This window comes from Streptomyces finlayi (genome assembly GCF_014216315.1).
Lineage (GTDB): Bacteria > Actinomycetota > Actinomycetes > Streptomycetales > Streptomycetaceae > Streptomyces > Streptomyces finlayi_A.
On the sequence record NZ_CP045702.1, the window covers coordinates 7,336,448 to 7,361,301 of the forward strand.

The following is a 24,854-nucleotide window of genomic DNA, read 5'->3' on the forward strand; positions in this document are numbered from 1 at the left end:
GGCCGCGTGTCGGACACCGGGCGCCGGGAAGCACCGGCCATGGTGGGCGCATGAACACAGCAGGCATCTTGGCCGAGGCGCTCGAGCGCGTCAGGGAAGCGGTGCACACGGCGGTAGCAGGTCTCCGGCCCGACGAACTCGACGCCCGGCTCGACGAGGGGGCGAATTCGATCTCCTGGCTCGTCTGGCACCTCACACGCATCCAGGACGACCACGTGGCGGACGCGGCGGGAACCGAGCAGGTGTGGCTGTCCCAGGGCTGGGCCGCGCGGTTCGCTCTGCCCTTCGCCGAGGACGCGACCGGCTACGGACAGAGCAGCGAACAGGTCGCCGCGGTGCGGGTGGACTCGGCCGACCTGCTGCTCGGCTACTACGACGCCGTGCACGAGCAGAGCGTCGGATACGTCCGGGGCCTGGACGGCAGGGCACTGGAACGCATCGTGGACGAGAGCTGGTCACCACCGGTCACGCTCGGCGTCCGGCTGGTCAGCGTCCTCGCCGACGATCTCCAGCACGCCGGCCAGGCGGCCTTCGTCAGAGGAGCGCTGGAGCGCCGCCGATGACGATTTCCGCACGTGGAACCGTCGGGGCACGCCCGTGCGGGCTCCGCACCGCGGTGTCATACTCGGAGAAGTCCGCTTGACAGGTTCGTCACTGTCGGAAAGGCGTCGCGTCATGAGCTGGGCATCGTGGACGACGAGCGGTGTCTTCACGGGCGCCGGCGGAGTCCGCACCGAAGAAGCGGGAATCTTGGGCGGGGATCTCACCGTCCATACGACATGGGCCGACGGCGAGGCCGAAGTGGCCGTTCAGTTCAGCGGGGCCTCGGACTGGTTCACCCTGGTCGGCAGCCCCGTTCGCTGCCCCACCGAAGAGGCCAGCAGGGCGTTCCATCAGGCGGTCGTCGAGGCGGTACGCGCCGGAGGCGGCGCCACGGTGCCTGAGCAGCGGAACATGGAGCGGCTCGCACGCCCGGAGCCGGACGCACCGTGACCGCACGCCGCTGACGTTCCCCTGAAAGCCTGGTGGCTGCCGCATACACACCTTCGTCACAGTGATCGCGCCTAGAGTGGGCCGCTGCTGCCCATGCGGAGGCGGCGGTGAGCGAACACGGGGCGAGGAGCGGCTTGATGGTGCTGACGGGCGCACGGCGGACGAAGACACGGACGAACAAGCAGCGCCCTCTGTGGAAAGAACTCCCGATCCTCATCGGTGTCGCCCTGCTGCTGGCGCTGTTCATCAAGACCTTCCTGCTGCAGGCGTTCTCGATTCCCTCGGAGTCGATGCAGAACACCCTGCAAAAGGGCGACCGGGTCCTGGTCGACAAGCTGACTCCGTGGTTCGGCTCCGAGCCCGAGCGCGGGGAAGTGATCGTCTTCCACGATCCGTCCGACTGGCTGCGCGGTGTGCCGACCGAGCCTCCCAACGCGTTCCAGAAGGTCATGAGCTTCGTGGGAGTGATGCCGTCCGCGGAGGAGAAGGACCTCATCAAGCGGGTCATCGGCGTCGCGGGGGACACCGTGGAGTGCAAGGGGGACGGCCCGGTGAAGGTCAACGGAAAGCCGCTCGACGAGCCGTACGTCTTCCCCGGCAACACCGCCTGCAGTACCGATGACGCGGGCCAGTTCAAGGTCACGGTGCCCGACGACCGGGTCTGGGTGATGGGTGACCACCGCCAGGCGTCCGGGGATTCCCGCTACCACCAGGAGGATCCCTACCGCGGCATGGTTCCGGTCGACGAGGTGGTGGGACGCGCGGTGGTGGTCGCCTGGCCGGTGACCCGCTGGGACACCCTGCCGGTGCCCGGCACCTTCGGCCGCTGATACACGCCTCTGCCTCCCGGCCGCGAAGGGCCGGGAGGCAGAGGCGTGTTCGGACTCGGGATCAGGTCTTGGCGTCCAGGTCCTGCGCGAGGAGCACGGCGAGTTCATCGACCGCCGTCTCGGCCCCGTCCCCCGTGGCCGACAGCTCCACGGCCTCGCCGTGCTGAGCCGCCAGAGCGAGTACGGAGAGCATGCTGCGGGCGTCGACCGGCTGCTGTCCCTCGCGGTCTATGGTCACCCTGACCGGCTGACGGGCTGCCGCCTGGACGAACAGAGAGGCAGGGCGGGCGTGCAGTCCGCTGCGGGAACCTACGGCGACGGTGCACCGGTACATGCGATCACTCCTGTGGGTCGGGTACGTAACTGTGTGGATGCCGGAACTCCAGGCCGGGTGTGCCGCTCGCCGTGCTCAGGCGGCGACGGGCACCTTCGAGGTATCGGCCGCCGGTACGGGGTCCTGCCCGGTCCGGCGCATTCCCTTGAGGACGACGACCAGCGCGGTCGCCACCACCGTGCCCGCCGCGATCGCCACCAGGTAGAGGAACGGCTGGCCGATCAGCGGGACGACGAAGATGCCGCCGTGCGGGGCCCGCAGGGTGCAGCCGAAGGCCATCGACAGAGCGCCGGTGACCGCGCCGCCCGCCATCACCGAGGGTATGACGCGCAGCGGGTCTGCCGCCGCGAAGGGGATGGCACCTTCACTGATGAACGACGCGCCCAGCACCCAGGCCGCGCGGCCGTTCTCCCGCTCGGTTTTGGTGAACAGCCTGGCGCGCACGGTGGTGGCCAGGGCCATCGCCAGCGGCGGCACCATACCGGCGGCCATGACCGCCGCCATCACCTTGAGGCTGCCGGTCGTCGGATCGGCGAGCCCGCCGACCGCGAAGGCATAGGCCACCTTGTTGAGAGGGCCGCCCATGTCGAAGCACATCATCAGGCCGAGCACCATGCCGAGGATGATCGCGTTGGAGCCGGAGAGCCCGTTGAGCCCGTCGGTGAGGGCCTTCTGGAGAGAGGCGATCGGCTTGCCGACGACGACGAACATGAGGAAGCCGACCACTGCCGAGGAGATCAGTGGGATCACCAGCACCGGCATGATGCCGCGCAGTGTGGGATGGACCTTGACCCGCTGTATCGCCATCACCACCGCGCCGGCGAGCAGACCGGCGACGAGCCCGCCCAGGAACCCCGCGTCGATGGTCAGCGCGATGGCGCCACCGACGAACCCGGGGACGAGCGCGGGCCGGTCCGCCATGCCGTACGCGATGTAGCCCGCCAGCACCGGGACCAGGAAGCCGAAGGCTGCGCCGCCGATCTGGTTGAGGAGAGCGGCCCAGCTGTCGGCCTCGCCCCACACGAAGTGATCAGCGACGGACTTGGCGCTCGCGATCTCGTAGCCGCCGATGGCGAACGACAGGGCGATCAGGAGCCCGCCCGCCGCGACGAACGGCACCATGTAACTGACGCCGGACATCAGGTACGTACGCAGCCGGACACCGAAGTGCGTGCCGCTGCCGCCGCTCGTTCCGGACGCGCCCTCGCTCGTACCGCCGTCGTCGGCGACGCCGCTGATCTCGCCGCGCTCGGCCTTGCGCCGGGCCTCGGCGATCAGTTCGGCGGGCCGGTTGATCCCGGCCTTCACTCCGACGTCCACGATCGGCTTGCCGCCGAACCGTGCCTTCTCGCGTACGTCGACGTCGTGCGCCCAGATCACGGCGTCGGCGGCGGCGATGACCGAAGGGTCGAGCGGCTGGAACCCGGCCGAACCCTGCGTCTCGACGCTGAGCACGATTCCCTCGGCGCGGGCAGCCGCTTCCAGGGACTCGGCGGCCATGTAGGTGTGGGCGATGCCGGTGGGACAGGAGGTGACAGCGACGATCCGGAACGGCTCGGGAGCTGGTGTCCCCGCCGTCTCCGCAGCGGGCTCCTGGGGCGCAGCCGGCGGCGCGTCGCCGCGGATCAGGGCCGCCGTGGCGACGGGATCGGTCTCCGCCCGCAGCGCGGAGGTGAAGGCGGGATCCATCAGCCGGCGCGCCAGACTCGACAGGATGGTGAGATGGTCGTCGTCCGCCCCGGCGGGGGCCGCGATGAGGAAGATGAGGTCGGCGGGCCCGTCCGGTGCACCGAAGTCGATGCCCCGCGCACTGCGCCCGAACGCCAGCGTCGGCGCGGTGACGTGCTCGCTGCGGCAGTGCGGAATACCGATGCCGCCGTCCAGGCCGGTCGGCATCTGTGCCTCACGGGCGGCCACGTCGGCGAGGAAGCCGTCGAGGTCGGTGACGCGCCCGGCGGCGGCCATCCGGCCGGCGAGCGACCTCGCTGCGGCGTTCTTCGTCTCGGTGGACAGATCGAGGTCGACCAGGTCCGCGGTGATCAGCTCACTCATCGCGGGGCTCCTTGCTCGTGGGCCGCCGTGGTGGCGGCTGGGGGGACGGGGGTCTGCGGGCTCGTACGCAGGGATTCGGTACGCGGTGATACGGACGTCATGGCGCGGGCTCCGTCAGCACGCGGTCCAGGGGAATGTCCGTGGTCGTGACGACCGACGACAGATCGATGTCGGCGGGAGTGGGCATCACACTGCCGGGGAGCTGGACCGCCGCCGCGCCGTGCGCGACAGCGGCCGCCAGTGCTGGCCGGCCCGCGCCCCCGGCGGCCAGGAATCCGGCCAGCGAGGCGTCCCCGGCACCGACGTTGCTGCGGACGGTCTCCACCCGGGCGCTGCCGAAGAACGTTCCCGAGCCGTCCACCAGCAGTTGTCCGTCGGCTCCGAGGCTGGCCAGCACGGCCTGCGCCCCGCGTCCGCGCAGCACCTCAGCGGCCTTGACCGCGTCACCGACCGTCGCGAGAGGACGGCCGACGGCTTCGGAGAGCTCCTCGACGTTCGGTTTGATCACATCGGGCCGCTCACGCAGCGCGGCGATCAGCGCGGCGCCCGAGCTGTCGAGCGCGATCCGGGCACCGGCCCCGTGGCTGCGTGCCACCAGCTCGGCGTACCACTCGGGGGGCAGGCCCCTCGGCAGGCTGCCGCAGCAGGCGATCCAGTCGGCGTCCGACGACCAGGTCCGCACCGTCTCCAGCAGGGTCTCGGCCTCGGACTCCGTGATCTCGGGCCCGGTCGCGTTGACCTTGGTGAGGGTGCCGTCCGCTTCGACGAGCGTGATGTTGACGCGGGTGCTGCCCGTGATCCGCACACCGGCGGCCTCGATCCCGTGCTCCCCGAGCAGCCGGGCGAGCAGCGCCCCCTCCGGTCCGCCGAGCGGAGCGACAGCGACCGTACGGTGTCCGGCCGCCGCTACGGCGCGGGAGACGTTGATCCCCTTGCCGCCGGGGTCGACCCGGTCCGCGGTGGCACGCAGGACCGCGCCCCGCGTCAGGTCCCGCAGCTCGTAGGTGCGGTCGAGGCTGGGGTTGGGGGTGACGGTGAGGATCACGCGCGTACCACTTCCGTGCCCCGGCTCTCGATGGCGAGGGCGGCCTCGGGGCTGAGCCCCGTATCGGTGATGAGCAGGTCGACGTGGGAGAGGCCGCCGAAGCGGGCGAAGTGCTCCTGGCCGAACTTGCCCGAGTCGGCGAGGAGCACGACCCGGCGGGCGGCGGAGATCATGGCGCGCTTCACGGCGGCCTCGGCGAGGTCGGGGGTGGTCAGACCGCCTTCGGCCGAGAACCCGTTGGTGGCGAGGATGACGACGTCCGCGTTGATCTCGGCGTAGGCGCTGAGGGCCCAGGCGTCGACGGCCGCGCGCGTACGGTGCCGGACCCTGCCGCCCACGAGGTGGAGTGCGATTCCGGGATGGTCGGCGAGGCGCGCGGCCACGGGCAGGGCGTGGGTCACCACGGTCAGGGACGATTCGAGGGGGAGGGCGGCAGCCAGCCGGGCCGTCGTTGTGCCCGCGTCGATGATCACGTTGCCGTCGACGGGGAGCTCGCCCAGGGCGGCGGCGGCGATGCGGTCCTTCTCGTCCGCGGCCACCGCGTCGCGCTCGGCGAGGTCGGGCTCGAAACCGAGCCGCCCGGCCGGAATCGCACCGCCGTGTACTCGGCGCAGGAGCCCGGCCCGGTCGAGCGTCTTGAGGTCACGCCGCACGGTCTCGGCGGTCACCTGGAACTCCTCGGCGAGGGAGAGGACATCGACACGTCCGCTCTCCTGGGCGAGGCGGAGGATTTCCTGCTGCCGCTCCGGTGCGTACATGTGGTTTCGTATCCGTTCCATGCCCGAGTTTGTGGTTTCGCGCTCAGGTTACGTCCGGGGTGCGGGAATGTAAACAGATTCGGGCGAAGAGCGGGCATGAACGGGCATGAACGGTCAGGGATGGTGATGGGCGGAGATGGGTGGGCTTCCTGGGCTCCGTGACGTCGCGCCGGAAACGGGCAGCACTCGGCGCACCGCATACGGGTACCGCGCCCCGGCGCGTGTGGCTGGGCTGCTCAGCGGGCGGGGGGCGCCCCTCCTGCCAGGGGGCGCACGAGCAGGGGCATTCCCGGTGCCTGATGGCCGCCGCTGGCCAGCATGCGTACCTCGCCGCGGTAGCTGATCTCCGCGCGGACGATTCCTGTCTCGTCCTCGTACACCGGGTGTCCGCCCGCCCCGGACCGGTCGGTCATCCGGACGACGACGACGTCGTCCGCCGCGCCGTGGGTCTGGAATATCAGCTCGAAGCTGTCCGGGTAATCCATGAGGGCCTCCCGACCGGACGCCGGCGGGAGCCGGTGTCCGTGGCTGTCCTCACCATTGTTTCCCACGTACGACCGCGGCGCGCCCCGGGGGGATGACGCCAACAGGCGGAGCCGCGCGGTCGATCGGGTGACCCGTCCCCAAGGACAACATGACCGGTCGGTGCGGGGGCTAGTCATGCGTGTATGAGCCTTGAATTCCGACGAGAAACCGCGGTCTCCCCGCGCGCCCGCCGCCTCCGTATCGCCGCCGGCGCGCTGTGCGCCGTCGTCGCCTCCGCGCTGGTCGCGGGATGCGGGCAGGACGGCGGCGACCAGACAGGGGCGGCTACCTCGGAGGCCGCCAAGGTCATTCCGAAGCAGACGACCTCCCCGGCCGGTAGTCCTTCCGGCAGCCCGTCCCCAGGGAAGCAACTGACCGAGGACCAGGCCGAGCGCAAGAAACTCCTCGAATCCACCAAGATCACTTTCGACAAGGCGGCCACCGCCGCGGTCGGTGCGGTGCCGGACAGCAAGCTGGTCGAGCTCGATCTGGAGGGCCTTGACGACGACACCGACCGGCGCACCGACGCGAGCGGCTCGCCGACCGGGAGCGCGAGCCCGGGTGGTACCGCGAGCCCGAGCGGCAGCCCGGCCGGTACGGCGAGCCCCAGCGGCACCGCCTCCCCCGCCGGCAGTCCCAGTCCGAGCGGCAGCGGTGCCGGCCCGTACTGGGTCGCCGAGGTCGTCGAGACGGACGGAACCGCCCACACCGTCCGTATCGACGCGGTCTCCGGCACGGTGATCGAGGAGGCTGCCGACGCCGACCAGGACGCGGAAGGCAAGCGCGAGATGGCCGACTGGATCGCCAAGGCGAAGCAGACGCCCCAGCAGGCGGCCAAGGTCGCCACGGACAAGAAGAAGGGGAAGGTCACTTCGATCGGCCTGGACACCAACGACGACAACACCCTCGTCTGGGCCGTGGACGTCGTCAGCGCGGACTGGGACAAGTCCGAGTTCGAGGTGGACGCGGCCAGTGGCAAGATCGTCCGCGAGGAGACCGACCGCGGCTGACCCGCCCGGCGGCGTGGAGATCCCGCCCGGCGTAGACCCTGTGCCGCTCCCCTGTGCCGCTCCCCTGGCCAGCAGGTCAGGGGAGCGGCACGGCCGCGTTCAGCGGCCGTTCGAAAGCGAGCCCGGGACAACCGTCCAGCACGGTCTCGCCGGTGAGTACGAACCCCGTCCTGGCCAGTACGGCGCGGGATCCCGAGTTGTCCGTCGTGGTCGCGGCCCGCAGCGTGGTCAGCCCGTACTCCGTGGCCGCCAGAGCGCACATCCGGCCGACCGCGCTCGTGGCCAGGCCTCGGCCTGCGGCCTTCTCGGCGATCCGGTACCCGAGGTCGGCGGCACCGTCCGCCACATCCACCACATTCACCCGGCCCAGCACCTCGCCGCCCTCGCCCACCAGGACGTGGAAGTAGCACAGACCAGCGGCCTGCTCGGCGAGCAGGCCGCTGTGCCGCGCCTCGAACTGTGCGAAGTACTCGTCGCCGCGGTCCGGAACGGAGGCGGCGAAGTAGGCGCGGTTCTCCTGCTCGAAGGCGAGCAGTGCGGCGGCGTGGTCGTGGCGCAGAAGCTGGAGTTCAGGCATGTGAAAGAGTCTTCCATGGGGGCCCGGACGCGCAACTGCCGGGTGATGAGGGCCCGTTCGGACTCTCTCCACCCGGCAGTCGTGAACCGTGGCCGTTGCCAGGGATCAGTAGGCGCCGAAGACGTTGTCGATCGAGCCGTACCGGTCGGCGGCGTAGTTGCACGCGGCGGTGATGTTGGCGACCGGGTCGAAGCTGTCCGTCGACGTACCGGGCACGTGGTACGCCTGGAACGTCGGGTCGATGACCTGGAGCAGGCCCTTGGACGGGGTGCCCTTGGCGGCGTTCGAGTCCCAGTTGTTGACGATCTGCGGGTTGCCCGAGGACTCGCGCATGATGTTGCGGTGGATGCCCTCGTAGGTGCCGGGGATGCCGTTCTCGGCCATGACGGCCAGCGACTCCTTGATCCAGCCGTCGAGGTCGTTCGTGTACGTCGCTGCCTTCACGGCGGGTGCGGCGGCCTTCGCGGCCGGCGGAGTGCTCGACCGCGCGGAGCGGTCGGCGCGGCCGGTCGACGCGGTGCGCTCGGCGGACGAACCGGAAGCCTTGGCCTGCGACTTGGCGCCGATCGTCAGCTTGAGACCCGGGCGGATGAGCTCCGGATTGTCGCCGACAGCCTTCTTGTTGTCCTTGTACAGCTTCTGCCAGCCGCCGTCCAGGGAATGCCCCTGGGCGATCTTGTGCAGCGAATCGCCCTTGACGACGGAATAGCTGGTGATTCCGGCCTTCTCTGCGGTGATTGCCTTGGCGGGGGCGCTGGCGGATACACCTGACTTTGCTGCGTTCGCCGATTGCGCCGGGGCGGCGGACGCGGTGGTGGCGCCGATCACCGGAAGGGCGAGAACGGCTCCACCTGCGGTGAAAGCGACGAGTCCGCGGGTCAGCGGGTTGGACTTGGTACGGCGGTGCTTACCCATCGTGGGCATGGCGAATTCCTCTCCGGCGCCTACGAGGTGAGCTGTCGGGTTCAGGCTGGAGATGCCTGGTCGCAGGTGCATGCGACTTAACCCCGAGCCGTTCCGCATAACGGATCGGCGACTTACCTGGGTTCCCCGCTCCTGCCGGGCGTGAGTGGTCTGGGTTTCCGGACGGCGGCAGGATTCGGCGTGCCATCCGGATTGAGGGTGACCGTAGGCGAGAAATGCCGAGAGGGACAAGCCCCGAATTCCGGATCACAATTCATTTGCAAGATCGAAAAACGGGATCGCCCGTCGGTTCACCCGAACCGCGACGTCAACTCTCTTCCCGCAGAAGGGCTGCGCGCTCCGGGTCGGGAACCCGCAGTTCGCGGACGTGACGCTGGCCACTGAGTCCGAAAAGGGCGATTTGCGCAATGAGGGGCGAGTGCGGTTCGGGTGAAAAGAATGCTATGGGCGATAGGGGTTTATTGCCCATGAAAGTCCGTATTGGACTATTTCTTGTTGAGCTTGGATATGGCTTGTTCGTGCAGGCAGGCGGTGGGCCTGAGGCGTGGGTCGGGCGTGGTTCAGGCTTCGGGCCAGGCCTGGGCGCCGGGCGTGTGGTCAGGTCCTAGCCGGGCACCTCCGTGCGCTCCCACCAGGCGTAGACGGGCAGCAGCCCCTCGGGGGTCTCCTCCTGGCGGTCCGTCGCCCTGAAGTGCTCGTACCCGCCCCGGAACGGGACCTTGATGTCGGTCCCGGGTTCGGTGACGGAGACGATCCGCTCGGGAAGATCGCCGGGTCCGCCTTCGAGGACTGCTTTCGTTGCGTTGGCCATGCGGAAAGTCTGCCCGCAGGGCTGCCAGGCTCGTCCGTGACGCGCCGACGCCGCGGCATCGCGAGGGGAGGCCGGGGACCCGGGCAGCCACTGCTCCGCTCAGGTCCGGGCGTGGGGGGTGATGTCGGCGGTGAACTCGGCGACGACGGCCGGAGTGACCGTCGGACGGCACTGACCGAGGGCGGCGAGATGATGGGTGTCCGCGCCGGCCTCGGCCACCTCGCGTTCGAAGGCCGCCTGCGGGGCGGTGCGGGCCGCGGCCTCGGGGGTGCCGACCGGGACCAGGCAGTCGAAGCGCCCGGGACGGAGGAAGGCCCGGTCCAGCGAACGGATCGAGTTGGTGGCGCCCAACAGCAGCCGCTCGTCCCGCTCGCGGAGCCGGGGTCCAGCGTCAGGAGTTCGTCGGTGACGCCGTGCATTCCCGGCTCACGGTTGTCTTCCGGGTACGGGCGGCGTCTGCCGGAGCCTCATCCGAGCGCGCGCGCCTCCTTGAACCTGGCGAGGCCGTCCGCCAGTTCGATGACGGGCTCCGGGTAGGAGTACAGGTTCCTCGCCGGCGCGGACAGCTTCCAGGGCTCGTGCACCGCCCCGCCGTCGATGCCACGAAGCTCGGGAACCCAACGGCGTACGTAGGCGCCGTCGGGGTCGTACCGCCTGCCCTGGAGCACAGGGTTGAGCACGCGATTGGGGCGGCTGTCCGTGCCCGTACCCGCCACCCACTGCCAGTTCAGCTGGTTGTTGGCGATGTCGCCGTCCACCAGCAGGTCGAGGAAGTAGCGGGCGCCGATCCGCCAGTCGACGTAAAGGGTCTTGGCGAGGAAGCTCGCGGCGAGCAGCCGCCCCCGGTTGTGCATCCATCCCTCGTGGCGCAGTTGGCGCATGGCGGCGTCCACCACCGGGTATCCGGTCCTGCCCTCCCGCCACGCGGCGATGTCGTCGGCCGCGGACCGTTCCGTGCGCCACTGGTCCCGGCGCGTCCGGTAGTCGGCGTGCGCGGCCGCCGGACGGGCGGCCAGGACCTGGTGGTGGAAGTCCCGCCAGCACAACTGGCGTACGAAGGCGTCGGCGCCAGGTCCGCCCGCCGAGCGGGCCCCGTGGATCAGCTCGACGGGGGAGAGGGTTCCGAAGTGCAGATCGGGGGAGAGCCGGGAGGTGGCGTCGCCGGCCAGGTCGTCGTGGCGGGCCTCGTACTCCGCGAGTCCTTCGCGGCACCACCCGGCGAGCCGCTTCCGAGCCGCCTTCTCACCGCCCCGGACCAGCCCTTCCGCCACACCCGCCACAGCCGCACGCGAGGGCACGGTCTCCGAGCCGAGGTCGTGCGGCACGCGTACCGCACGCGGGGCCGCGAACACCTCCCGTACGGGCTGCCCGGACCACCGCCGGAAGTACGGTGTGAACACCGCGAAGTGGTCGGAGCCCGAGCCCGACGGGGTCACCGCGCCCGGCGCGACGGCGGTGACGACGGCGTCATGGACGTGCAGGCGGCACCCCTGCGCTTCCAGGGCGGCACGGAGCCGTTGCTCGCGACGCTGTGCGTACGGGCTCACTCCCGCGGCCATGAACACGTCGCGGGCCCCCGCCTCGGTGGCGACGCGGCACACCTCGTCGGCGGGGCGGCCCGAGCGGATCACCAGCCGGCCGCCGCGGTCACGGAGGCCGGTGTCGAGGTCGCCGAGACAGTCGGCGAGGAACGCGCGACGGTTGGGCACGCCGAAGCCCACGTCCGCGATGTGGTCGTCGAGGACGAACAGCGGCACGATCTCGTCCGCCGCCTCCAGGGCCGCGCGCAGGGGCGGATGGTCGTGCAGGCGCAGGTCGGAGGTGAACAGGACGACGGCGGCTGTCATGGCGGCACCTCTGGCAGGAGCGGAAGCGGAACGCTGTCACTTTCCGCCTCCGCGCACTCCCCTGTGGGGGAGTTCAGTCGAGTGGCGGGGTTTTCACCCGCGCGGGTGCCGTGGCCTTGGCGGCCGCGCGCGCGATGTTGCGGGCCATGCCGCCGAAGACAACGGCGTGGAACGGGGACACGCTCCACCAGTAGAGGTGGCCCAGCAGCCCCCGCGGGTGGAAGACCGCCCGCTGGCGGTAGTGGGACCGCCCGCCGGCACCCCTCTCGCAGTGCATCTCCAGCCAGGCCGGGCCCGGCAGACGCATCTCCGCGCGCAGCCGCAGCAACCGGCCCGGCTCGATCTCCTCGACCCGCCAGAAATCCAGCGAGTCCCCCACCCTGAGCCGCTCGGCGTCGCGCCTGCCGCGGCGCAGCCCGACACCACCGATCAGCCGGTCCAGCCAGCCCCGTACGGCCCAGGCCAGCGGGAACGAGTACCAGCCGTGTGCGCCGCCGATCCCCTCGATGACGCGCCAGAGCGCCTCGGGCGGGGCGTCCACCTCGCGTTCCCGTACGTCTGTGTAGAGGCTGCCGCCCGCCCAGTCGGGGTCGGTCGGCAGCGGATCGCTGGGAATGCCCGGCGTCGAGGCGGAGGACCAGCGGGTCGTCACCTTGGCCTCGCGGACCTGCTGCAGGGCGAGAGTGAGCGCGGTGGAGAAGGGGAAGGGCTGCCCCGGCCCGTCGGGGACGTACCGGGCGATGTCGTGCTCGTGGCACACCACCTCGTGGCGCAGCGACTCCGCGAGCGGGCGGGCGATCGACCTGGGTACCGGAGTGACCAGCCCGATCCAGTGGCTGGAGAGCCTCGGAGTCAGCACGGGCACCGACAGGATCAGCCGGTGCGGCAACCCCGCCACCTGCGCGTACCGCTGCATCATGTCGCGGTACGTGATGACGTCGGGGCCGCCGATGTCGAAGGAGCGGTTCACCTCGTCCGGCATCCGCGCACTGCCCACGAGATAGCGCAGTACGTCGCGGACGGCGATCGGCTGGATCCTCGTCGACACCCAGCTGGGTGTGACCATGACGGGCAGCCGCTCGGTGAGGTAGCGCAGCATCTCGAAGGACGCGGACCCCGAGCCGATGATGACGGCGGCACGCAGCGCGGTGGTCGGCACGCCCGATTCGAGGAGGATCCTGCCCACCTCGGCCCTGGAGCGCAGGTGCGGCGACAGTTCCGCCTCGGGGACGTCCGGCGGAGTGAGACCGCCCAGATAGACGATGCGCCGGACGCCCGCCGCCCGTGCTTCCCGGCCGAAGGTGCGGGCGGCCTCGCGGTCCGTCCCCTCGAAACCGGCGCCCGTGCCCAGCGCGTGCACCAGGTAGTACGCGACGTCGATGTCCCGCAGGGCCGGGCGCAGCGATTGCGCATCGGTCACATCACCCCTGACGGTCTCCGCACGGTCGGCCCACGGGTGGTCCCGGAGCTTCTCCGGAGTGCGCGCGAGGCAGCGCACGGTGTGACCGGCGGCGAGCAACTCGGGGACGAGGCGTCCGCCGATGTATCCGGTTGCTCCTGTCACCAGACACCGCAGCCCGGCCCCGGTCTCCTCGTTCTGCATGGCGCCTCCGCTTCGGCTCATGTCGTCTCCACCCACTGTGTACGCACGGCGGCGGTCCGGCTCCCTGGCCTACGCCGAAGACGTACTCCCAAGCTCAGCGGACGGAGACCGGCCTCTCGAAGAGGGTCTCCAGGGCGACGGTCGCATGCGTGCCGCTGACGCCGTCGACGGCGTACAGCCGCCGCAGGACCTGCTGCAACTCCTCGGTCGTGGCCGTGCGCACCTTCACCAGCGACTACGAGGGGCATCGTGCGGAGCGCGAACTCGGCACCTGCGACGTGTACCGGATCGATCCGGTACGCGGTGAGGTGCGCCGCGTCGCGGACGGTTTCAAGGGGCCGAACGGCCTGGTCTTCTCCTCGGACGAACGGCAGTTGTACGTCGCTGACACGGGGGCCCGCCGGATCCGCGTCTTCGATGTGCGCGAGGGCGGCAGCCTGTCCGGGGACAGGGTTTTCGCCGAGCCGAGGGCGGGTTCGACAACATCCGGCTGGACGAGGACGGGCGGCTGTGGGCCGCGGCGTTCGACGACGGCGTGCACTGCTACGACCCGGACGGCACCCTCATCGGCAGACTGCATGGGCCCGAGCCGGTCTCCAACCTCGCCTTCGGCGGACTCAGGAACAACCGGCTCTTCATCACGGCGACCACCTCGCTGTACTCACTGGTGATGGCAGTGACAGGGCTGCCACGGGTCCGCTGACCGGAGGTGCGGCACGACGACGATCTGGACGTCGTCCTCGTATACGACACGCCCGGGAGCGGCCGAGCGCAGCGTCTCGCAGGCGATGCCGTGGGTACGGAGCACGTCCAGGTATCCGTCGACACGTTCGAGGAGGTGTGTCGCCGTCTCTTTGAACCAGGCGGCGGCGCCGGGGTTCACGGCCGGGTCGTAGACCGTCGGGTCAACCGTCGACGGATCGGGGTAAGCCTCGTCGAACCATTTGTTGGCGAGAAGTCGGAAGTGTTCTTCGGCGGCACTGAGCCGGCCGCTGCGGCCGAGATTGTTGACCAGGCCGAACACTCCGGTGAAGTGGCCCCGCTCGTTCGGGGCGACGGCCTGGAAGCGTATGTACTCCGTCGGGCGGCGGTTGTCGTTCGCAGTCATCGAGCGAGCCTGCCATATGCGAGTTGCCACATCCCCTGTCGTACGCCGGTCGCACGGCCGGCAACGCGCACCCCGCCGTCAGCGAGGCCCCGCCGGGGGGCGAGTGCCGGAGGCGGCACTACCGGCCTTGGCCGCGTCGGCGAGGGCCTCGGCAGCGGCCTCGGCGGCCTGCACCGTGTCGCCGGCGGCATCGACGGCGGCCTTGTCGTCGTGGGTCCTCTCCCGAGTGGCCGGCGACTGGGGCAGCGCCTCGCCGAAGGCCCGCGAGATGCCCTGGAGCGCGGAGGTGACCTCGCTCGGAATCACCCAGAACGTGCTGCCCTCGCCCTGTGCGAGCTGGGGCAGTGTCTGGAGGTACTGGTAGGCGAGCAGTTTCGGGTCGGGATCGTTGCGGTGCACGGCCTGGAAGACCTCGTCGATGGCCCGGGACTGGCCCTCGGCCTTGAGGATCTCGGCGGTACGGTTGCCCTCGGCCCGCAGCACCGCGGACTGCTTGTCGCCCTCGGCGGTGAGGATCTGGGCCTGGCGCTGTCCCTCGGCGCCGAGAATCGCGGCCCGCTTGTCCCGCTCGGCCCGCATCTGCTTCTCCATCGCGTCCTTGATCGACTGCGGGGGGTCGATGGCCTTGATCTCCACCCGGTTGACCCGTAGTCCCCATTTGCCGGTCGCTTCGTCCAGCACGCCCCGGAGCTGGTTGTTGATGGTGTCGCGGGAGGTGAGGGTCTTCTCCAGGTCCATCGATCCGACGACGTTGCGCAGCGTGGTGACGGTGAGCTGCTCGACCGCCTGGAGGAAGTTCGCGATCTCGTACGCGGCGGCCCGTGGGTCGGTGACCTGGAAGTAGATGACGGTGTCGATCTCGACGACGAGGTTGTCCTCCGTGATGACCGGCTGCGGCTTGAAGGAAACGACCTGTTCGCGCAGGTCGATCGGAGGATAGACGCGGTCGATGTACGGGACGACGACGTTGAGTCCGGGTTGCAGGGTGCGGTGGTAGCGGCCGAGCCGCTCGACGTTGCGCGCGCGTGCCTGGGGCACGATGCGTACCGCTCGCAGCACGGTGAAGACCGCGATGACGGCGACGATCAGGCCGGCGATGAGGAAAGCCGAGACTTCCACGGTCACTCCCGGGGGTAGACGAGCGCGGTCGCGCCGCTGATCTCTATGACGTCGACAGTCGTTCCCGCGGGAATCACCAACGTCTCGTCATAGGCGCGGGCCGTCCATTCCTCGCCGCCGATGCGCACCCTGCCACCCGCGCCCGTCACCTCGGAGACGACATGGGCGGAGCTGCCGATCAGGGCGTCGACGCCGAACCGCTCCGCCTGGGGCTTGAGGATGTGGCGCAGCGCCAGGGGGCGCAGGAACAGCAGGCCGGCCGTGGACGCGATGGTGAACACCACGAACTGGAGGGGCAGCGGAAGCCCGACCCCGGCGAATCCGGCCGTGACCAGCGCCGCCACACCCAGCATGCCGAGCGCGGCGGTGAGCGTGAGGATCTCCGCGACGGCCAGTACCGCTGCGACGATCAGCCAGATCAGCCACGGATCCATGAGCAGCCCCCTCTCGACTGTGGGGTGCGCGCTGCGAGGACTGGCAGCCCGTTAGTCTAATTTTACCCAATCTGACCGTCGGCGGCCTGGTAGGACGGCCGACGGCCTGGGAGCGAGACGGGCTCCGGGCGATCGCTCAGATCTCCTGGTCGTTGCCGTGGCGCCCGAGGGCCCGGCCGAAGCGTTCGGAGAGGGCCGGCATCAGGCTCTCGCCGTCGGCGGGGCGGTCCAGGCCGAACACGTAGCCGGGGAAGTCCAGATCCTTTTGCACCGACCAGATCGCGGCGTGGTCGTCCGGCGGGAGGATGCGCACGGGATCGCCGACGGCGACCCAGCCGATCGGGACCATCGAATCGGCGGGCAGCACGGTGCGCAGGTGCACGATGCCGTTGATCCGTACTTCCGACCGGGTCCCGATCCGTGCTCCGTTGAACACACGGCTGCCGGTGGCGAGGAAGACCTCGTTCTCGACCTGGCAGCCGGTCAGGTAGGACGTGGGGCCGACCAGGACCTTCCGACCCAGTGCCAGTGGATCGCGACGAGTGCCGCGCAGGACCGCGTTCTCCATCACGATGCTGCCCTCGCCCACCTCCACCGGTCCGCCCTCGGCGGTGAGCACCGCCCCGAACAGGACACGGCACCCCGGCCCCACCCGCACATCCCCGCAGAGGGTGGCGGTCGGAGCGACGTAAGCGGTGGGGTGGACGGTCGGGGACAAGCCTTCATGAGTGATCAGCATGGCCCGATCATGCCGGGCCCAGGGTACGGACGCGGCGCCTCGTCCCGCCGGGCCCGGCCGGTGCGGCTCCGCCCGGTCGGATACCGCTCAACGTTCCGACAGTTCGGACGGGGCCTCCTGGACCACCCAGCCGTTGCCGTCCGGGTCCTCGAAGGACATGAACGAGTTCCAGGTCTCGCCCTTGCCGTCCTCCCATCCCGTGGCACCGACGTGGCGGACGGGGGAGACGTCCACCCCGCGGCCCGTCAGCTCCGCACGGGCCGCCTCGATATCGGTGACACAGAGCTGGAGGCCCTGCAATGTGCCGGGGGCCATCTCCTTCATGCCGGGGGCCGAGGGCATTCCCTCGATCATCGCGAGGGAACACCGGGAGCCGGGCGGGGTCATCTGGATGATGCGCATGCCCGGGGCCACCTCGTCGTCGAGGTCGACCGTGAATCCGGCCTTGTTCGCGTAGAACTCCTTCGCCCGGTCCATGTCGGTGACGGGGAGCGGAACGACCTCGAGAGTCCAGTTCATGGAAATCCTCCTAGGAAAGGCCACAGCACCTGCAGAACGGATCCACCGTCTCGCACGCGGGAGTGGTCCCGCACGCCGAACCACCGGACCGCCGCCGGTTCATTCCCGTACGTCGCCGGTTCGTCCGGTTGCACCGCCGGTTCGTCCGCATACGACGAGTGTGCTTCAGCCGCCGCCCGGCGTCCGCGTTCACGGTCCGTGGACGGGCCGGGGAGACTCACCTCCCGCCGCAACTCCTCGACCGCGCGCCGTGTGATCCCGGGGCGGCGGACGGGCATCTTCGGGAGTGGTGGCTACGGCCAGCCGTACGGCACCGAGGGCGACGGCCTGTGCATCCCCACCGAGGCCGGTGCGGTCTCCCGGAAGCCCGAACTTCTCGTAGAGATGCCGGGCATCGCCGTCGGGGAAAAGGGAGACATAGGCGCCGGCCGGAGCCCGGCGCTCCAGCTCGCCGATCAGCTCGGCCATGGTTCTCTTCCCAAGACCCCGCCCCTGATGGTCGGGGAGGACACAGATGTCACGCAGGTCCATGACCTGCACGCCCCTGGTGGTGGCGACACCCTTGAGTACGAGTACCAGCCGATGTAGTCGGTCGCGCAGGTTTTGATGATGCCCGGTAGCTCGTCGCCGCGGGTGTGGGCATCTCGCTGATCCCCTCCATCGCGTTGGCGCCGGAGGTGCCGGGCCTGCGCACCGTCGCCATCGAGCCGCAGGCTCCGACCCCGCACATCGGTGTCGCGGTGATCGGCCTCCGGCGTGACCGTCCCGAGGTCGCCACGTTGATCCGGGCCCTCCAGCAGCGGGCGGCGGCGCTGGACGACGTGTGAGTGCGGGGCCGTCAGGTCATCGGGGAGAACGTGGAGGACACCGACGAGTCGAACACTCCCTGCGTCCCGGCGTATCGACTTCCGTGCGCCGTCCTCCGTGCTGCTCGCCCCCGCGCCATGATGTGTCCTTCAGACGTCAGGCTTTCGCGGATACTTCGACGTCCGTCGCCCGGGCCTCGGTGTCCGGCTTGGGAGCCGTGTACATGGCCGATCCCTTCTGGATCGCCTTGCTGATGACACCCCGCTTGACCAGGGTTTCCAGGCTGTTGCGCACGACCTGAGCAGAAGTCTTGCGGTCCGGGTACACCTTCTCCAGGTCCGCGTGCACCTCACGCACCAGGCGCGGCTCTCCCGCGGGCAGGAACTCACGGAGAAGCTGGTGCAGCGGCGCCTCGGCGGTCTTCGGGGCGGCTTCCTCCGCGACCTTCTTCGCGACGGTGCTCTCGCCGGACGCCTTCTTGGCCGACTTGCGCGCGGTGCTCTTCGCGGCGGCCTTGGGCTGGGCGGTCTTCGGCTGCGCCGACTTCGCGCGGGTGCCCTTCGCCGAGCGCGGCTGCGGGACGGCCTTGGCGTCCGGCTTCGTCCCGGTCGTGGGAGCGGGGTCCGCGCTCTCGTCGGAAGCGGCCGCCGGTGCGGTGGGTGCCGCGGTCGGCAGCGAGCCCTGCATGCCGGCGAGCCAGCCCTCGTCCTTCTTGAGCTGCTCCAACCGGGTCTGCAACTGCGCGATCTGCGCGGTGACTTCACCCTGCTCCGAGCGGTTGGCCACCAGATCGGCGGCGAAACGCTCCGCGTACGTGCTCTGCACGCTCTTGAGGTCGATGTCTTCCAGCCGGTCGGCCACGGTAGTTCACACTCCTTGTATAGGGGGATTGCTGCCGGATGCTACCCATGTTGGACGGCCCGTGGTTACCGTCACGCACGTCCAGCACTCGTACGGGCGGCATAGTGGCCCGGCTCGGCCCTCCAACTCGCTTTGCAGCGGGACCGTTTGCGAAGCCTTGGGAAGCAGGAGAAAGACCCTTCGCGAAACGTCGGCGCAGCACCTTCATACGACCCACGACCATCACTCTCTGCGTCCGTGCCGATACGGATCGGTTGTGCGTGCTGGTGATCGGCAGCTGACTGACTCCGCGGCACCGCTGTCGGTCATGGGGGCCCGCCCATGGGTCGTCGAGCACCTGCCCCCAACGCCGCGTCCCGTTGAACGCTTCCTCGCCCGACAAGGAACACCTATGACAAGTCCGCGCGCTCACAGGTACGTTGCTCCTGGCCACGCACAGGCCGACGAGCGGCACGGCGGGGGGACGGGGCCGCGAGAGTTCGAGATGCTGGGTTGCGCTGGGACCTCCCGCCTCAGGTGTTCGCCCCCGTCCAAGCCGACTCCACGGGGCTGTTCACCAACCGGATATGGACGATGTCGCCCGGCTCGCGGGTGCCTCCAGGCAGACCGTCTCCAGAGTCCTCAACGAGAACCCCTCGGCCGGCAACTGGCGTCCCGGCCGGACGTCACCGCCGTATTCGCCTCCAACGACCACATGGCGCTGGGAGTTCTGCGGGCACTGCAGGAAGCGGGACGACGGGTGCCCGACGACGTCAGTGTCGTCGGCTACGACGACATCCCCGAAGCCCCTTACCTCCTGCCGCCGTTGACGACCGTCCACAACGACTTCGCGGAGACGGGCCGGCGCGCGCTCGACCTGCTGTTGCGGGAACTCCGGGGGGACGGGGGAGCGGCGTCGACTCGATCGTCCCGGTCGGGCTGATCGTGCGCGCCAGCACGGGCCCGGCCCCCCTGTCCGCGGGCGACTGAGTTTTCCGCCCTCCCCGATCCACGGCGTACGGCTGGCCCGCGCCGGAACCGGACGCAGTACCTCCATGTCGGCGTGAGGCCACCGCAACCGGTCCCCGCACGTACGTGCGAACCGGTCAACGACTGCTGCCCTGCTTCGGATTACTGCTGTCAGGACTCTTGCGGGGAGGTGTGCGGCACGCTCCAATGGACGCGGCCCAATGGAAAGGAAACTTTCCTAACAGAGCTGACCTCCCCGGCTGAGCTGTGTCCGTACGCCCCTCCACGACGCTCCTGTGCGTTCGGCGTCCGGCACATCGCAAGAGATCGGAGAACCACATGCGCATGCGTATGCCGCACCGCATTTCCCGGCGCATTTCCCGTTCGGAACGACCACCCCGCCCCGCACACCGCCGCCGGCGCACCGGCGTCCGGATCGCCCTGGCCATGGCGCTGGCCGCGATCCCCGCGGTGGTCGTCCTCAACACCGGGCAGGCTGCCGAGGCGTCCGGCCTCGACGATCCGGTGAAGAAGGAAATCGCCATGCAGATCGTCTCGACGGCCGAGAACTCGTCGCTCCAGTGGCGCGAGCAGTTCGACTACATCGAGGACATCGGCGACGGCCGCGGCTACACCGCCGGCATCATCGGCTTCTGCTCCGGTACGCACGACATGCTCGAACTCGTCGAGTACTACACGGGCAAGGTGCCGGGCAACCCGCTGGCCAAGTACCTCCCCGCCCTCCGCGCGGTCGACGGAAGCGACTCCCACGAGGGCCTCGACCCCGGCTTCACGACCGCCTGGGAACAGGCCGCCGCCACCCCCGAGTTCCAGGCGGCCCAGGAACACGAGCGCGACCGCGTCTACTTCGGCCCCTCGGTCGTACAGGCCAAGAGCGACGGACTGCGGGTGCTCGGCCAGTTCGCCTACTACGACGCCATCGTCATGCACGGTCAGTCGGGCTTCGAGAGCATCCGCGCCGAGGCCAGGAACGACGCCCGTACGCCGGCCGAGGGCGGCAACGAGACCCAGTACCTCGACGCCTTCCTCGACGCCCGCGTCGTGGAGATGAAGAAGGAGGCCGCGCACGAGGACACCAGCCGCGTCGACACCGCCCAGCGCGTCTTCCTGAGGAACGGCAACCTCGACCTCAACACCCCACTCGCCTGGGCCGTGTACGGCGAGGACTTCCGCATCGACACCGACCCGAAGCCCGGCCCGGGGCCGACGGACCCGCCCGGTGCCGAGGCGCTGATATCGCGAGGCAGGCCCGCCACCGCCTCATCATCCGAGGACTCCGCCCTGACGCCCGGCAAAGCCGTCGACGGCGTCGCGACCACCCGCTGGGCCAGCGCCGAGGGAGCGGACCCGCAGTGGCTCCGCATCGACCTCGGTGAAGGGGCGTCCGTCTCCCGCGTCGAGCTGAAATGGGAGGCCGCGTACGCGAAGCAGTACCGGCTGGAGATCTCGGCGAACGGCACCGACTGGACCCGACTCGCTGCGGAGACCGCGGGCAACGGTGGCACCGACACCTGGACCGGGCTGTCCGGCAAGGGCCGGTACCTGCGGGTGTACGGCACCGCACGCGGCACCGCGTGGGGCTACTCCCTGTGGGAGGCCGAGGTGTACGGCAGCGTCGGGGGCACCACACCCGACCCGACCGACCCGCCCGCCAACGGCGCGTTCACCGTGGTCGGCGCCGGTGACATCGCCGACCAGTGCAACCAGAGCGACCCCGGATGCCAGCACTTCAAGACCGCCGCACGCGCCATGGCGATCAACCCGGCCTTCTACATCACCATGGGAGACAACCAGTACGACGACGCCCACATCGAGGACTTCCGCAACTACTACGACAAGTCCTGGGGCCAGTTCAAGGACAAGACCCACCCCGTGCCCGGCAACCACGAGGCGTACGACGACTGGGACAACCAGGACGAGGTCGCCTACCGGCAGTACTTCGGTGACCGCGCCACTCCCCAGGGCAAGATGTGGTACAGCTACGACTACGGCAACTGGCACTTCGTCGCTCTCAACTCCAACCGGTTCGACGAGCGCGAACAGCTCGACTGGCTGAAGGCCGACCTCGCCAAGAACAGCAAGAAGTGCGTGGCCGCCTACTTCCACCACCCGCTGTTCAGCTCCGGAAGCCACGGCAACGACCCCGTGAGCAAGCCGATCTGGTCCATGCTGCAGGCGGCGGGCACCGAACTGGTGCTGAGCGGCCACGACCACCACTACGAGCGCTTCGCCCCCCAGCGCCCGGACGGTCAGGCAGACCCCAACGGCATCGTCGAGGTCCTCGGCGGTATGGGCGGCAAGGACCTGTACGGCCAGGGCGACACCGTGCAGAAGAACAGCCAGAAGCGCATCTGGGACAAGTTCGGTGTGATGCAGCTCGACTTCACCGACACGAGCTTCACCTCGAAGTTCGTCGGCACCGACGGAACGGTCCTGGACACCGGCCCGACGTACAGCTGTCACTGAGCCCCACACCAGCCTGTCGCCGACCCCACACCTGTCGCCGACCCCACACCGTCCGTCGTGGACCGGCTGCCGTGCCGCGGCGGCCGGTCCACGTCCGGCCGGCGAAGGCGCCCGGAGCTCCGGTTGTGCAACCGGAGCTCCGGGCACCGCGTACCAGGAGCGTGTATGTACCTCGCCGTCGGCAGAGCCCGTCCACCGGACGGGCCAGCCCCCACCCGGACCCCCTCACCCGCACGGCCCGCCGGCCGGAGGCGCCTCACCGGCACGGTCGTCGCGCTCGGCGCGGTCAGCCTCGTCACCGACATCTCGTCCGAGATGGTCACCGCCGTACTGCCCCTCTACCTCGTCCTCGGCCTGGGACTCAGCCCGCTCCAGTTCGGCTTCCTCGACGGCCTCTACAACGGTGTCACCGCGTTCGTCAGACTCGCCGGCGGGCACGCCGCCGACCGCTGGCAGCGCCACCGGCTCGTCGCCGGAAGCGGCTACGCGCTGTCCACCCTCTGTAAACTCGGCCTGCTGCTCGCGGGCAGCTCCACCCCCGCCCTGTCCGCCGCCCTCGCGGCCGACCGGGTCGGCAAAGGCGTACGGACGGCACCCCGCGACGCCCTGATCTCACTGAACTGCGACGAGCGGGACCTCGGCCGCGCCTTCGGTGTGCACCGGGCGATGGACACCACGGGCGCCATGCTCGGACCACTCGTCGCCTTCGCCATCCTGTGGGCGACCGTCGACGCCTACGACGCCGTCTTCGTCGTCAGTTTCTGCTTCGGCCTGCTCGGTGTGCTGATCCTGTTCGCGTTCGTCCCCGGCCGCGCGGCCGCGCCGGCCCGCCCCCCGGGCACGGCCGCGGCCACGCTCAGGCAGACCCTGCGGCTCTTCCACGTCCCGGCCTTCCGCCGGATCCTCTGCACCGCCACCCTGCTCGGCCTGGCAGGCGTGGGCGACGGATTCCTCTACCTGGTCCTGCAGAAGCGGCTCGCCCTCGACGTGGAGTTCTTCCCGCTGCTGCCACTCGGCAGCGCCGCGGTCTACCTCCTGCTCGCCGTACCCCTCGGCCGGGCCGCCGACCGGATCGGCCGCCGCACCCCGTACCTGCTGGGGCACGTAGCCCTGCTCGGGGTGTACCTCACGCTGTTCTCACCGGTGGCCGGATGGCCCCTCACCGTCCTGGTGCTCGTCCTGCACGGTGCGTTCTACGCCGCGACCGACGGGGTCCTGATGGCGCTCGGAGGCCCGGTCGTGCCGGCGGACCGGCGCGCGGGCGGGATGGCACTGCTGCAGACCGGCCAGGGGGTGGGCCGGCTGCTGGCGTCCGTCGGGTTCGGAGCCGTCTGGACGGTATGGGGCATGGACACCGCGCTCGTCCTGGCCGCAGCCGCCCTCGGCGCCGCCCTCGTCCTCGCCCGCGTACTCCTGCCCGCCGCACCCACGCCCGCCGACCCCGCACCCGTCACCGTTCCGGAGCCCTCATGAGCCTGCCCCCTCTCTCCCTGCGCGCGCGGATCACCGCCCTCACGGCGGCCACCGCCGTACTGGCGGCCGTCGCCGTCGGCTACACGGTCGCGGCGGCCGACGGCGACGGCCGGCCAGCGGCCTCAGCAGCCGCTCCGGGCCTCACGCTCGACAAGGCGCCCGGCCTCTACCACGCGTCACGGAAGGGCAACGTGCTCTCGACTCCGTACAGCCCCTCCGGCACGGAGACGGCCGACGGGGCGCGGAGCAGGAAAACCGGACTGTCGTGCAACCGCTTCTACGCGAGCGGAGGGTCGGCCGTCTGCATCGCGAACCACCCAGGCCTCTCACAGAAGACGAAGGTGACCGTCCTCGACCGCGAACTGGACACCCGCGAGACGGTCGTCGTCGGAGGCATTCCCAACCGTGCGCGGGTCTCCCCGTCGGGCCGGATGGTCGCCTGGACACTGTTCGTCAGCGGCGACTCGTACGCCTCGTCGTCGTTCTCGACGAGGAGCGGCATCCTCGACACCCGGACCGGCTACCTGGTGAAGAACGTGGAGACCCTCCAGCTGTACATCGAGGGCAGGCGCTACCACGCGCCGGACGTGAACTACTGGGGCATCACCTTCGCCGACGACGACAACCGCTTCTACGCGACGGTGGCCACCAAGGGGAAGACCTACCTCGTCGAGGGCGACATGAGGACGTGGAAGGCGCGCACGCTCCGCCGGAACGCCGAGTGCCCCTCCCTGTCTCCCGACGGCACCCGGATCGCCTTCAAGAAGAGGGTCCGCAAGGGCACCCAGGACCCGTGGCGACTGCACGTCCTGGACCTGGGGACGATGCGGGAGACGCCCCTCGCCGAGACCCGCAGCGTCGACGACCAGGCGGCGTGGCTGGACGACTCGACCCTCGCGTACTCCCTCCCGGGGCGGGCGAAGGGCACCTCGGACATCTGGACCGTCCCCGCCGACGCACCGGCCACCGGACCGAGGCTGCTCCTGAGTGACGCGTCGTCACCTTCCATGGTCCAGGGAGGCGGATGACCGGGGGCGACGAGCGATGGAG

General features: G+C 70.2%; 26 protein-coding genes, 4 pseudogenes and 1 riboswitch. Of the genes and pseudogenes, 11 read left to right on the forward strand and 19 right to left on the reverse strand.

Annotated features, from left to right (window positions below; all coding sequences use genetic code 11):
• The first annotated feature begins 50 nt into the window (after positions 1-50).
• The 3 genes from F0344_RS33705 (at position 51) to lepB (ending at position 1,823) form a co-directional block, all read left to right on the forward strand.
• Positions 51-563 carry a mycothiol transferase gene (locus F0344_RS33705; protein ID WP_185302370.1) on the forward strand — a complete coding sequence of 171 codons (513 nt, stop codon included), beginning with the start codon at positions 51-53 and terminating at the stop codon, positions 561-563.
• Positions 564-675: 112 nt separating this feature from the next.
• On the forward strand, positions 676-993 hold the full coding sequence (locus F0344_RS33710; RefSeq protein WP_185302371.1) for a hypothetical protein: 318 nt from the start codon (positions 676-678) through the stop codon (positions 991-993).
• Positions 994-1,130: 137 nt separating this feature from the next.
• On the forward strand, positions 1,131-1,823 hold the full coding sequence (gene lepB / locus F0344_RS33715) for a signal peptidase I (RefSeq protein ID WP_185302372.1): 693 nt from the start codon (positions 1,131-1,133) through the stop codon (positions 1,821-1,823).
• Positions 1,824-1,884: 61 nt separating this feature from the next.
• On the opposite strand, the gene F0344_RS33720 is transcribed toward lepB, so the two are convergent.
• The 5 genes from F0344_RS33720 to F0344_RS33740 all read right to left on the reverse strand — a co-directional run bounded on the left by F0344_RS33720 (position 1,885) and on the right by F0344_RS33740 (position 6,497).
• The gene (locus F0344_RS33720; protein WP_185302373.1) at positions 1,885-2,157 is read right to left on the reverse strand and encodes an HPr family phosphocarrier protein; all 273 of its coding nucleotides are present in this window, start codon (positions 2,155-2,157) and stop codon (positions 1,885-1,887) included.
• Positions 2,158-2,232: 75 nt separating this feature from the next.
• On the reverse strand, positions 2,233-4,209 hold the full coding sequence (locus F0344_RS33725; protein WP_185302374.1) for a PTS fructose transporter subunit IIABC: 1,977 nt from the start codon (positions 4,207-4,209) through the stop codon (positions 2,233-2,235).
• A gap of 97 nt (positions 4,210-4,306) precedes the next feature.
• A complete protein-coding gene (pfkB, locus tag F0344_RS33730) occupies positions 4,307-5,254 on the reverse strand; it encodes a 1-phosphofructokinase (protein ID WP_185302375.1) in 948 nt (315 codons plus the stop codon).
• Positions 5,251-6,012 carry a DeoR/GlpR family DNA-binding transcription regulator gene (locus tag F0344_RS33735; RefSeq protein WP_185303008.1) on the reverse strand — a complete coding sequence of 254 codons (762 nt, stop codon included), beginning with the start codon at positions 6,010-6,012 and terminating at the stop codon, positions 5,251-5,253. Before F0344_RS33735 ends, pfkB begins: the two co-directional genes overlap by 4 nt.
• A 236-nt stretch (positions 6,013-6,248) precedes the next feature.
• Positions 6,249-6,497, reverse strand: coding sequence for a DUF6296 family protein (locus tag F0344_RS33740; protein WP_185302376.1), 249 nt, complete (start codon positions 6,495-6,497; stop codon positions 6,249-6,251).
• Positions 6,498-6,680: 183 nt separating this feature from the next.
• Here F0344_RS33740 and F0344_RS33745 point away from each other — a divergent pair, with 183 nt between their 5' ends.
• Positions 6,681-7,547: a PepSY domain-containing protein gene (locus tag F0344_RS33745; RefSeq protein WP_185302377.1), complete on the forward strand. Its 867-nt coding sequence runs from the start codon at positions 6,681-6,683 to the stop codon at positions 7,545-7,547.
• Between the two features lie 76 nt (positions 7,548-7,623).
• Here the strand turns inward: F0344_RS33745 and F0344_RS33750 are convergent, their stop codons facing one another.
• The 7 genes and pseudogenes from F0344_RS33750 to F0344_RS36330 all read right to left on the reverse strand — a co-directional run.
• Positions 7,624-8,124 carry a GNAT family N-acetyltransferase gene (locus F0344_RS33750; protein WP_185302378.1) on the reverse strand — a complete coding sequence of 167 codons (501 nt, stop codon included), beginning with the start codon at positions 8,122-8,124 and terminating at the stop codon, positions 7,624-7,626.
• 105 nt (positions 8,125-8,229) lie between these two features.
• Complete coding sequence (locus F0344_RS33755) at positions 8,230-9,048, reverse strand: transglycosylase SLT domain-containing protein (protein WP_185302379.1); 819 nt, start codon at positions 9,046-9,048, stop codon at positions 8,230-8,232.
• A 2-nt stretch (positions 9,049-9,050) separates the two neighbouring features.
• Positions 9,051-9,206, reverse strand: a riboswitch (cyclic di-AMP (ydaO/yuaA leader).
• Positions 9,207-9,652: 446 nt separating this feature from the next.
• Entirely contained in the window at positions 9,653-9,859 is a 207-nt protein-coding gene (locus F0344_RS33760; protein WP_185302380.1) for a DUF5988 family protein, read from the reverse strand.
• Positions 9,860-9,958: 99 nt separating this feature from the next.
• Complete coding sequence (locus F0344_RS33765; RefSeq protein ID WP_308461002.1) at positions 9,959-10,210, reverse strand: hypothetical protein; 252 nt, start codon at positions 10,208-10,210, stop codon at positions 9,959-9,961.
• A 116-nt stretch (positions 10,211-10,326) separates the two neighbouring features.
• On the reverse strand, positions 10,327-11,706 hold the full coding sequence (locus tag F0344_RS33770) for a cryptochrome/photolyase family protein (RefSeq protein ID WP_185302381.1): 1,380 nt from the start codon (positions 11,704-11,706) through the stop codon (positions 10,327-10,329).
• A gap of 73 nt (positions 11,707-11,779) precedes the next feature.
• A complete protein-coding gene (locus F0344_RS33775) occupies positions 11,780-13,330 on the reverse strand; it encodes an SDR family oxidoreductase (RefSeq protein ID WP_374940136.1) in 1,551 nt (516 codons plus the stop codon).
• A 73-nt stretch (positions 13,331-13,403) separates the two neighbouring features.
• Positions 13,404-13,541, reverse strand: a pseudogene (locus F0344_RS36330) (Lrp/AsnC ligand binding domain-containing protein); the annotation flags it as partial.
• Between F0344_RS36330 and F0344_RS36335 the strand changes: the two are divergent.
• Positions 13,537-14,012 (forward strand): annotated as a pseudogene (locus F0344_RS36335) (SMP-30/gluconolactonase/LRE family protein); the annotation flags it as partial. The pseudogenes F0344_RS36330 and F0344_RS36335 sit on opposite strands and share 5 nt — an antisense overlap.
• Here the strand turns inward: F0344_RS36335 and F0344_RS33785 are convergent.
• The 6 genes and pseudogenes from F0344_RS33785 to F0344_RS33810 all read right to left on the reverse strand — a co-directional run.
• Entirely contained in the window at positions 13,971-14,417 is a 447-nt protein-coding gene (locus F0344_RS33785; RefSeq protein WP_185302382.1) for a hypothetical protein, read from the reverse strand. The pseudogene F0344_RS36335 and the gene F0344_RS33785 overlap by 42 nt on opposite strands.
• A 78-nt stretch (positions 14,418-14,495) precedes the next feature.
• Positions 14,496-15,536 (reverse strand): SPFH domain-containing protein, encoded by a 1,041-nt coding sequence (locus tag F0344_RS33790; RefSeq protein ID WP_185302383.1) that lies wholly within the window; start codon positions 15,534-15,536, stop codon positions 14,496-14,498.
• Positions 15,537-15,538: 2 nt separating this feature from the next.
• Positions 15,539-15,970, reverse strand: coding sequence for an NfeD family protein (locus tag F0344_RS33795; protein ID WP_185302384.1), 432 nt, complete (start codon positions 15,968-15,970; stop codon positions 15,539-15,541).
• Between the two features lie 136 nt (positions 15,971-16,106).
• A complete protein-coding gene (locus F0344_RS33800) occupies positions 16,107-16,709 on the reverse strand; it encodes a gamma carbonic anhydrase family protein (RefSeq protein ID WP_185302385.1) in 603 nt (200 codons plus the stop codon).
• 87 nt (positions 16,710-16,796) lie between these two features.
• Positions 16,797-17,228, reverse strand: a complete 432-nt coding sequence (locus tag F0344_RS33805; RefSeq protein ID WP_185302386.1) for a VOC family protein — start codon at positions 17,226-17,228, stop codon at positions 16,797-16,799.
• Between the two features lie 293 nt (positions 17,229-17,521).
• Positions 17,522-17,747: pseudogene (locus tag F0344_RS33810) on the reverse strand (GNAT family N-acetyltransferase); the annotation flags it as partial.
• Between the two features lie 116 nt (positions 17,748-17,863).
• Here F0344_RS33810 and F0344_RS33815 point away from each other — a divergent pair.
• Positions 17,864-18,055 (forward strand): hypothetical protein, encoded by a 192-nt coding sequence (locus tag F0344_RS33815; protein ID WP_185302387.1) that lies wholly within the window; start codon positions 17,864-17,866, stop codon positions 18,053-18,055.
• Positions 18,056-18,191: 136 nt separating this feature from the next.
• Here the strand turns inward: F0344_RS33815 and F0344_RS33820 are convergent, their stop codons facing one another.
• Complete coding sequence (locus F0344_RS33820; protein WP_258050210.1) at positions 18,192-18,896, reverse strand: hypothetical protein; 705 nt, start codon at positions 18,894-18,896, stop codon at positions 18,192-18,194.
• A 694-nt stretch (positions 18,897-19,590) separates the two neighbouring features.
• Here F0344_RS33820 and F0344_RS36960 point away from each other — a divergent pair.
• The 5 genes and pseudogenes from F0344_RS36960 (at position 19,591) to F0344_RS33840 (ending at position 24,832) form a co-directional block, all read left to right on the forward strand.
• Positions 19,591-19,818, forward strand: a complete 228-nt coding sequence (locus tag F0344_RS36960) for a substrate-binding domain-containing protein (protein ID WP_258050211.1) — start codon at positions 19,591-19,593, stop codon at positions 19,816-19,818.
• A gap of 371 nt (positions 19,819-20,189) precedes the next feature.
• Positions 20,190-21,041 (forward strand): annotated as a pseudogene (locus F0344_RS36345) (chitosanase); the annotation flags it as partial.
• Positions 21,018-22,331: a discoidin domain-containing protein gene (locus F0344_RS36350; protein ID WP_258050326.1), complete on the forward strand. Its 1,314-nt coding sequence runs from the start codon at positions 21,018-21,020 to the stop codon at positions 22,329-22,331. The pseudogene F0344_RS36345 and the gene F0344_RS36350, both read left to right, overlap by 24 nt.
• A gap of 165 nt (positions 22,332-22,496) precedes the next feature.
• The gene (locus tag F0344_RS33835; protein ID WP_185302389.1) at positions 22,497-23,804 is read left to right on the forward strand and encodes an MFS transporter; all 1,308 of its coding nucleotides are present in this window, start codon (positions 22,497-22,499) and stop codon (positions 23,802-23,804) included.
• On the forward strand, positions 23,801-24,832 hold the full coding sequence (locus F0344_RS33840) for a TolB family protein (RefSeq protein ID WP_185302390.1): 1,032 nt from the start codon (positions 23,801-23,803) through the stop codon (positions 24,830-24,832). The genes F0344_RS33835 and F0344_RS33840 overlap by 4 nt, the downstream gene beginning before the upstream one ends.
• Positions 24,833-24,854: the final 22 nt, after the last annotated feature.

Excerpts from the sequence above, each read along its gene's own strand:
- F0344_RS33705 (WP_185302370.1), top strand. The coding sequence starts at position 51 with ATGAACACAGCAGGCATCTTGGCCGAGGCGCTCGAGCGCGTCAGGGAA.
- F0344_RS33710 (WP_185302371.1), top strand. The coding sequence starts at position 676 with ATGAGCTGGGCATCGTGGACGACGAGCGGTGTCTTCACGGGCGCCGGC.
- lepB (WP_185302372.1), top strand. The coding sequence starts at position 1,131 with ATGGTGCTGACGGGCGCACGGCGGACGAAGACACGGACGAACAAGCAG.
- F0344_RS33720 (WP_185302373.1), bottom strand. The coding sequence starts at position 2,157 with ATGTACCGGTGCACCGTCGCCGTAGGTTCCCGCAGCGGACTGCACGCC.
- F0344_RS33725 (WP_185302374.1), bottom strand. The coding sequence starts at position 4,209 with ATGAGTGAGCTGATCACCGCGGACCTGGTCGACCTCGATCTGTCCACC.
- F0344_RS33735 (WP_185303008.1), bottom strand. The coding sequence starts at position 6,012 with ATGTACGCACCGGAGCGGCAGCAGGAAATCCTCCGCCTCGCCCAGGAG.
- F0344_RS33740 (WP_185302376.1), bottom strand. The coding sequence starts at position 6,497 with ATGGATTACCCGGACAGCTTCGAGCTGATATTCCAGACCCACGGCGCG.
- F0344_RS33745 (WP_185302377.1), top strand. The coding sequence starts at position 6,681 with ATGAGCCTTGAATTCCGACGAGAAACCGCGGTCTCCCCGCGCGCCCGC.
- F0344_RS33750 (WP_185302378.1), bottom strand. The coding sequence starts at position 8,124 with ATGCCTGAACTCCAGCTTCTGCGCCACGACCACGCCGCCGCACTGCTC.
- F0344_RS33755 (WP_185302379.1), bottom strand. The coding sequence starts at position 9,048 with ATGCCCACGATGGGTAAGCACCGCCGTACCAAGTCCAACCCGCTGACC.
- F0344_RS33760 (WP_185302380.1), bottom strand. The coding sequence starts at position 9,859 with ATGGCCAACGCAACGAAAGCAGTCCTCGAAGGCGGACCCGGCGATCTT.
- F0344_RS33770 (WP_185302381.1), bottom strand. The coding sequence starts at position 11,706 with ATGACAGCCGCCGTCGTCCTGTTCACCTCCGACCTGCGCCTGCACGAC.
- F0344_RS33775 (WP_374940136.1), bottom strand. The coding sequence starts at position 13,330 with ATGAGCCGAAGCGGAGGCGCCATGCAGAACGAGGAGACCGGGGCCGGG.
- F0344_RS33785 (WP_185302382.1), bottom strand. The coding sequence starts at position 14,417 with ATGACTGCGAACGACAACCGCCGCCCGACGGAGTACATACGCTTCCAG.
- F0344_RS33795 (WP_185302384.1), bottom strand. The coding sequence starts at position 15,970 with ATGGATCCGTGGCTGATCTGGCTGATCGTCGCAGCGGTACTGGCCGTC.
- F0344_RS33800 (WP_185302385.1), bottom strand. The coding sequence starts at position 16,709 with ATGCTGATCACTCATGAAGGCTTGTCCCCGACCGTCCACCCCACCGCT.
- F0344_RS33805 (WP_185302386.1), bottom strand. The coding sequence starts at position 17,228 with ATGAACTGGACTCTCGAGGTCGTTCCGCTCCCCGTCACCGACATGGAC.
- F0344_RS36960 (WP_258050211.1), top strand. The coding sequence starts at position 19,591 with ATGGCGCTGGGAGTTCTGCGGGCACTGCAGGAAGCGGGACGACGGGTG.
- F0344_RS33835 (WP_185302389.1), top strand. The coding sequence starts at position 22,497 with ATGTACCTCGCCGTCGGCAGAGCCCGTCCACCGGACGGGCCAGCCCCC.
- F0344_RS33840 (WP_185302390.1), top strand. The coding sequence starts at position 23,801 with ATGAGCCTGCCCCCTCTCTCCCTGCGCGCGCGGATCACCGCCCTCACG.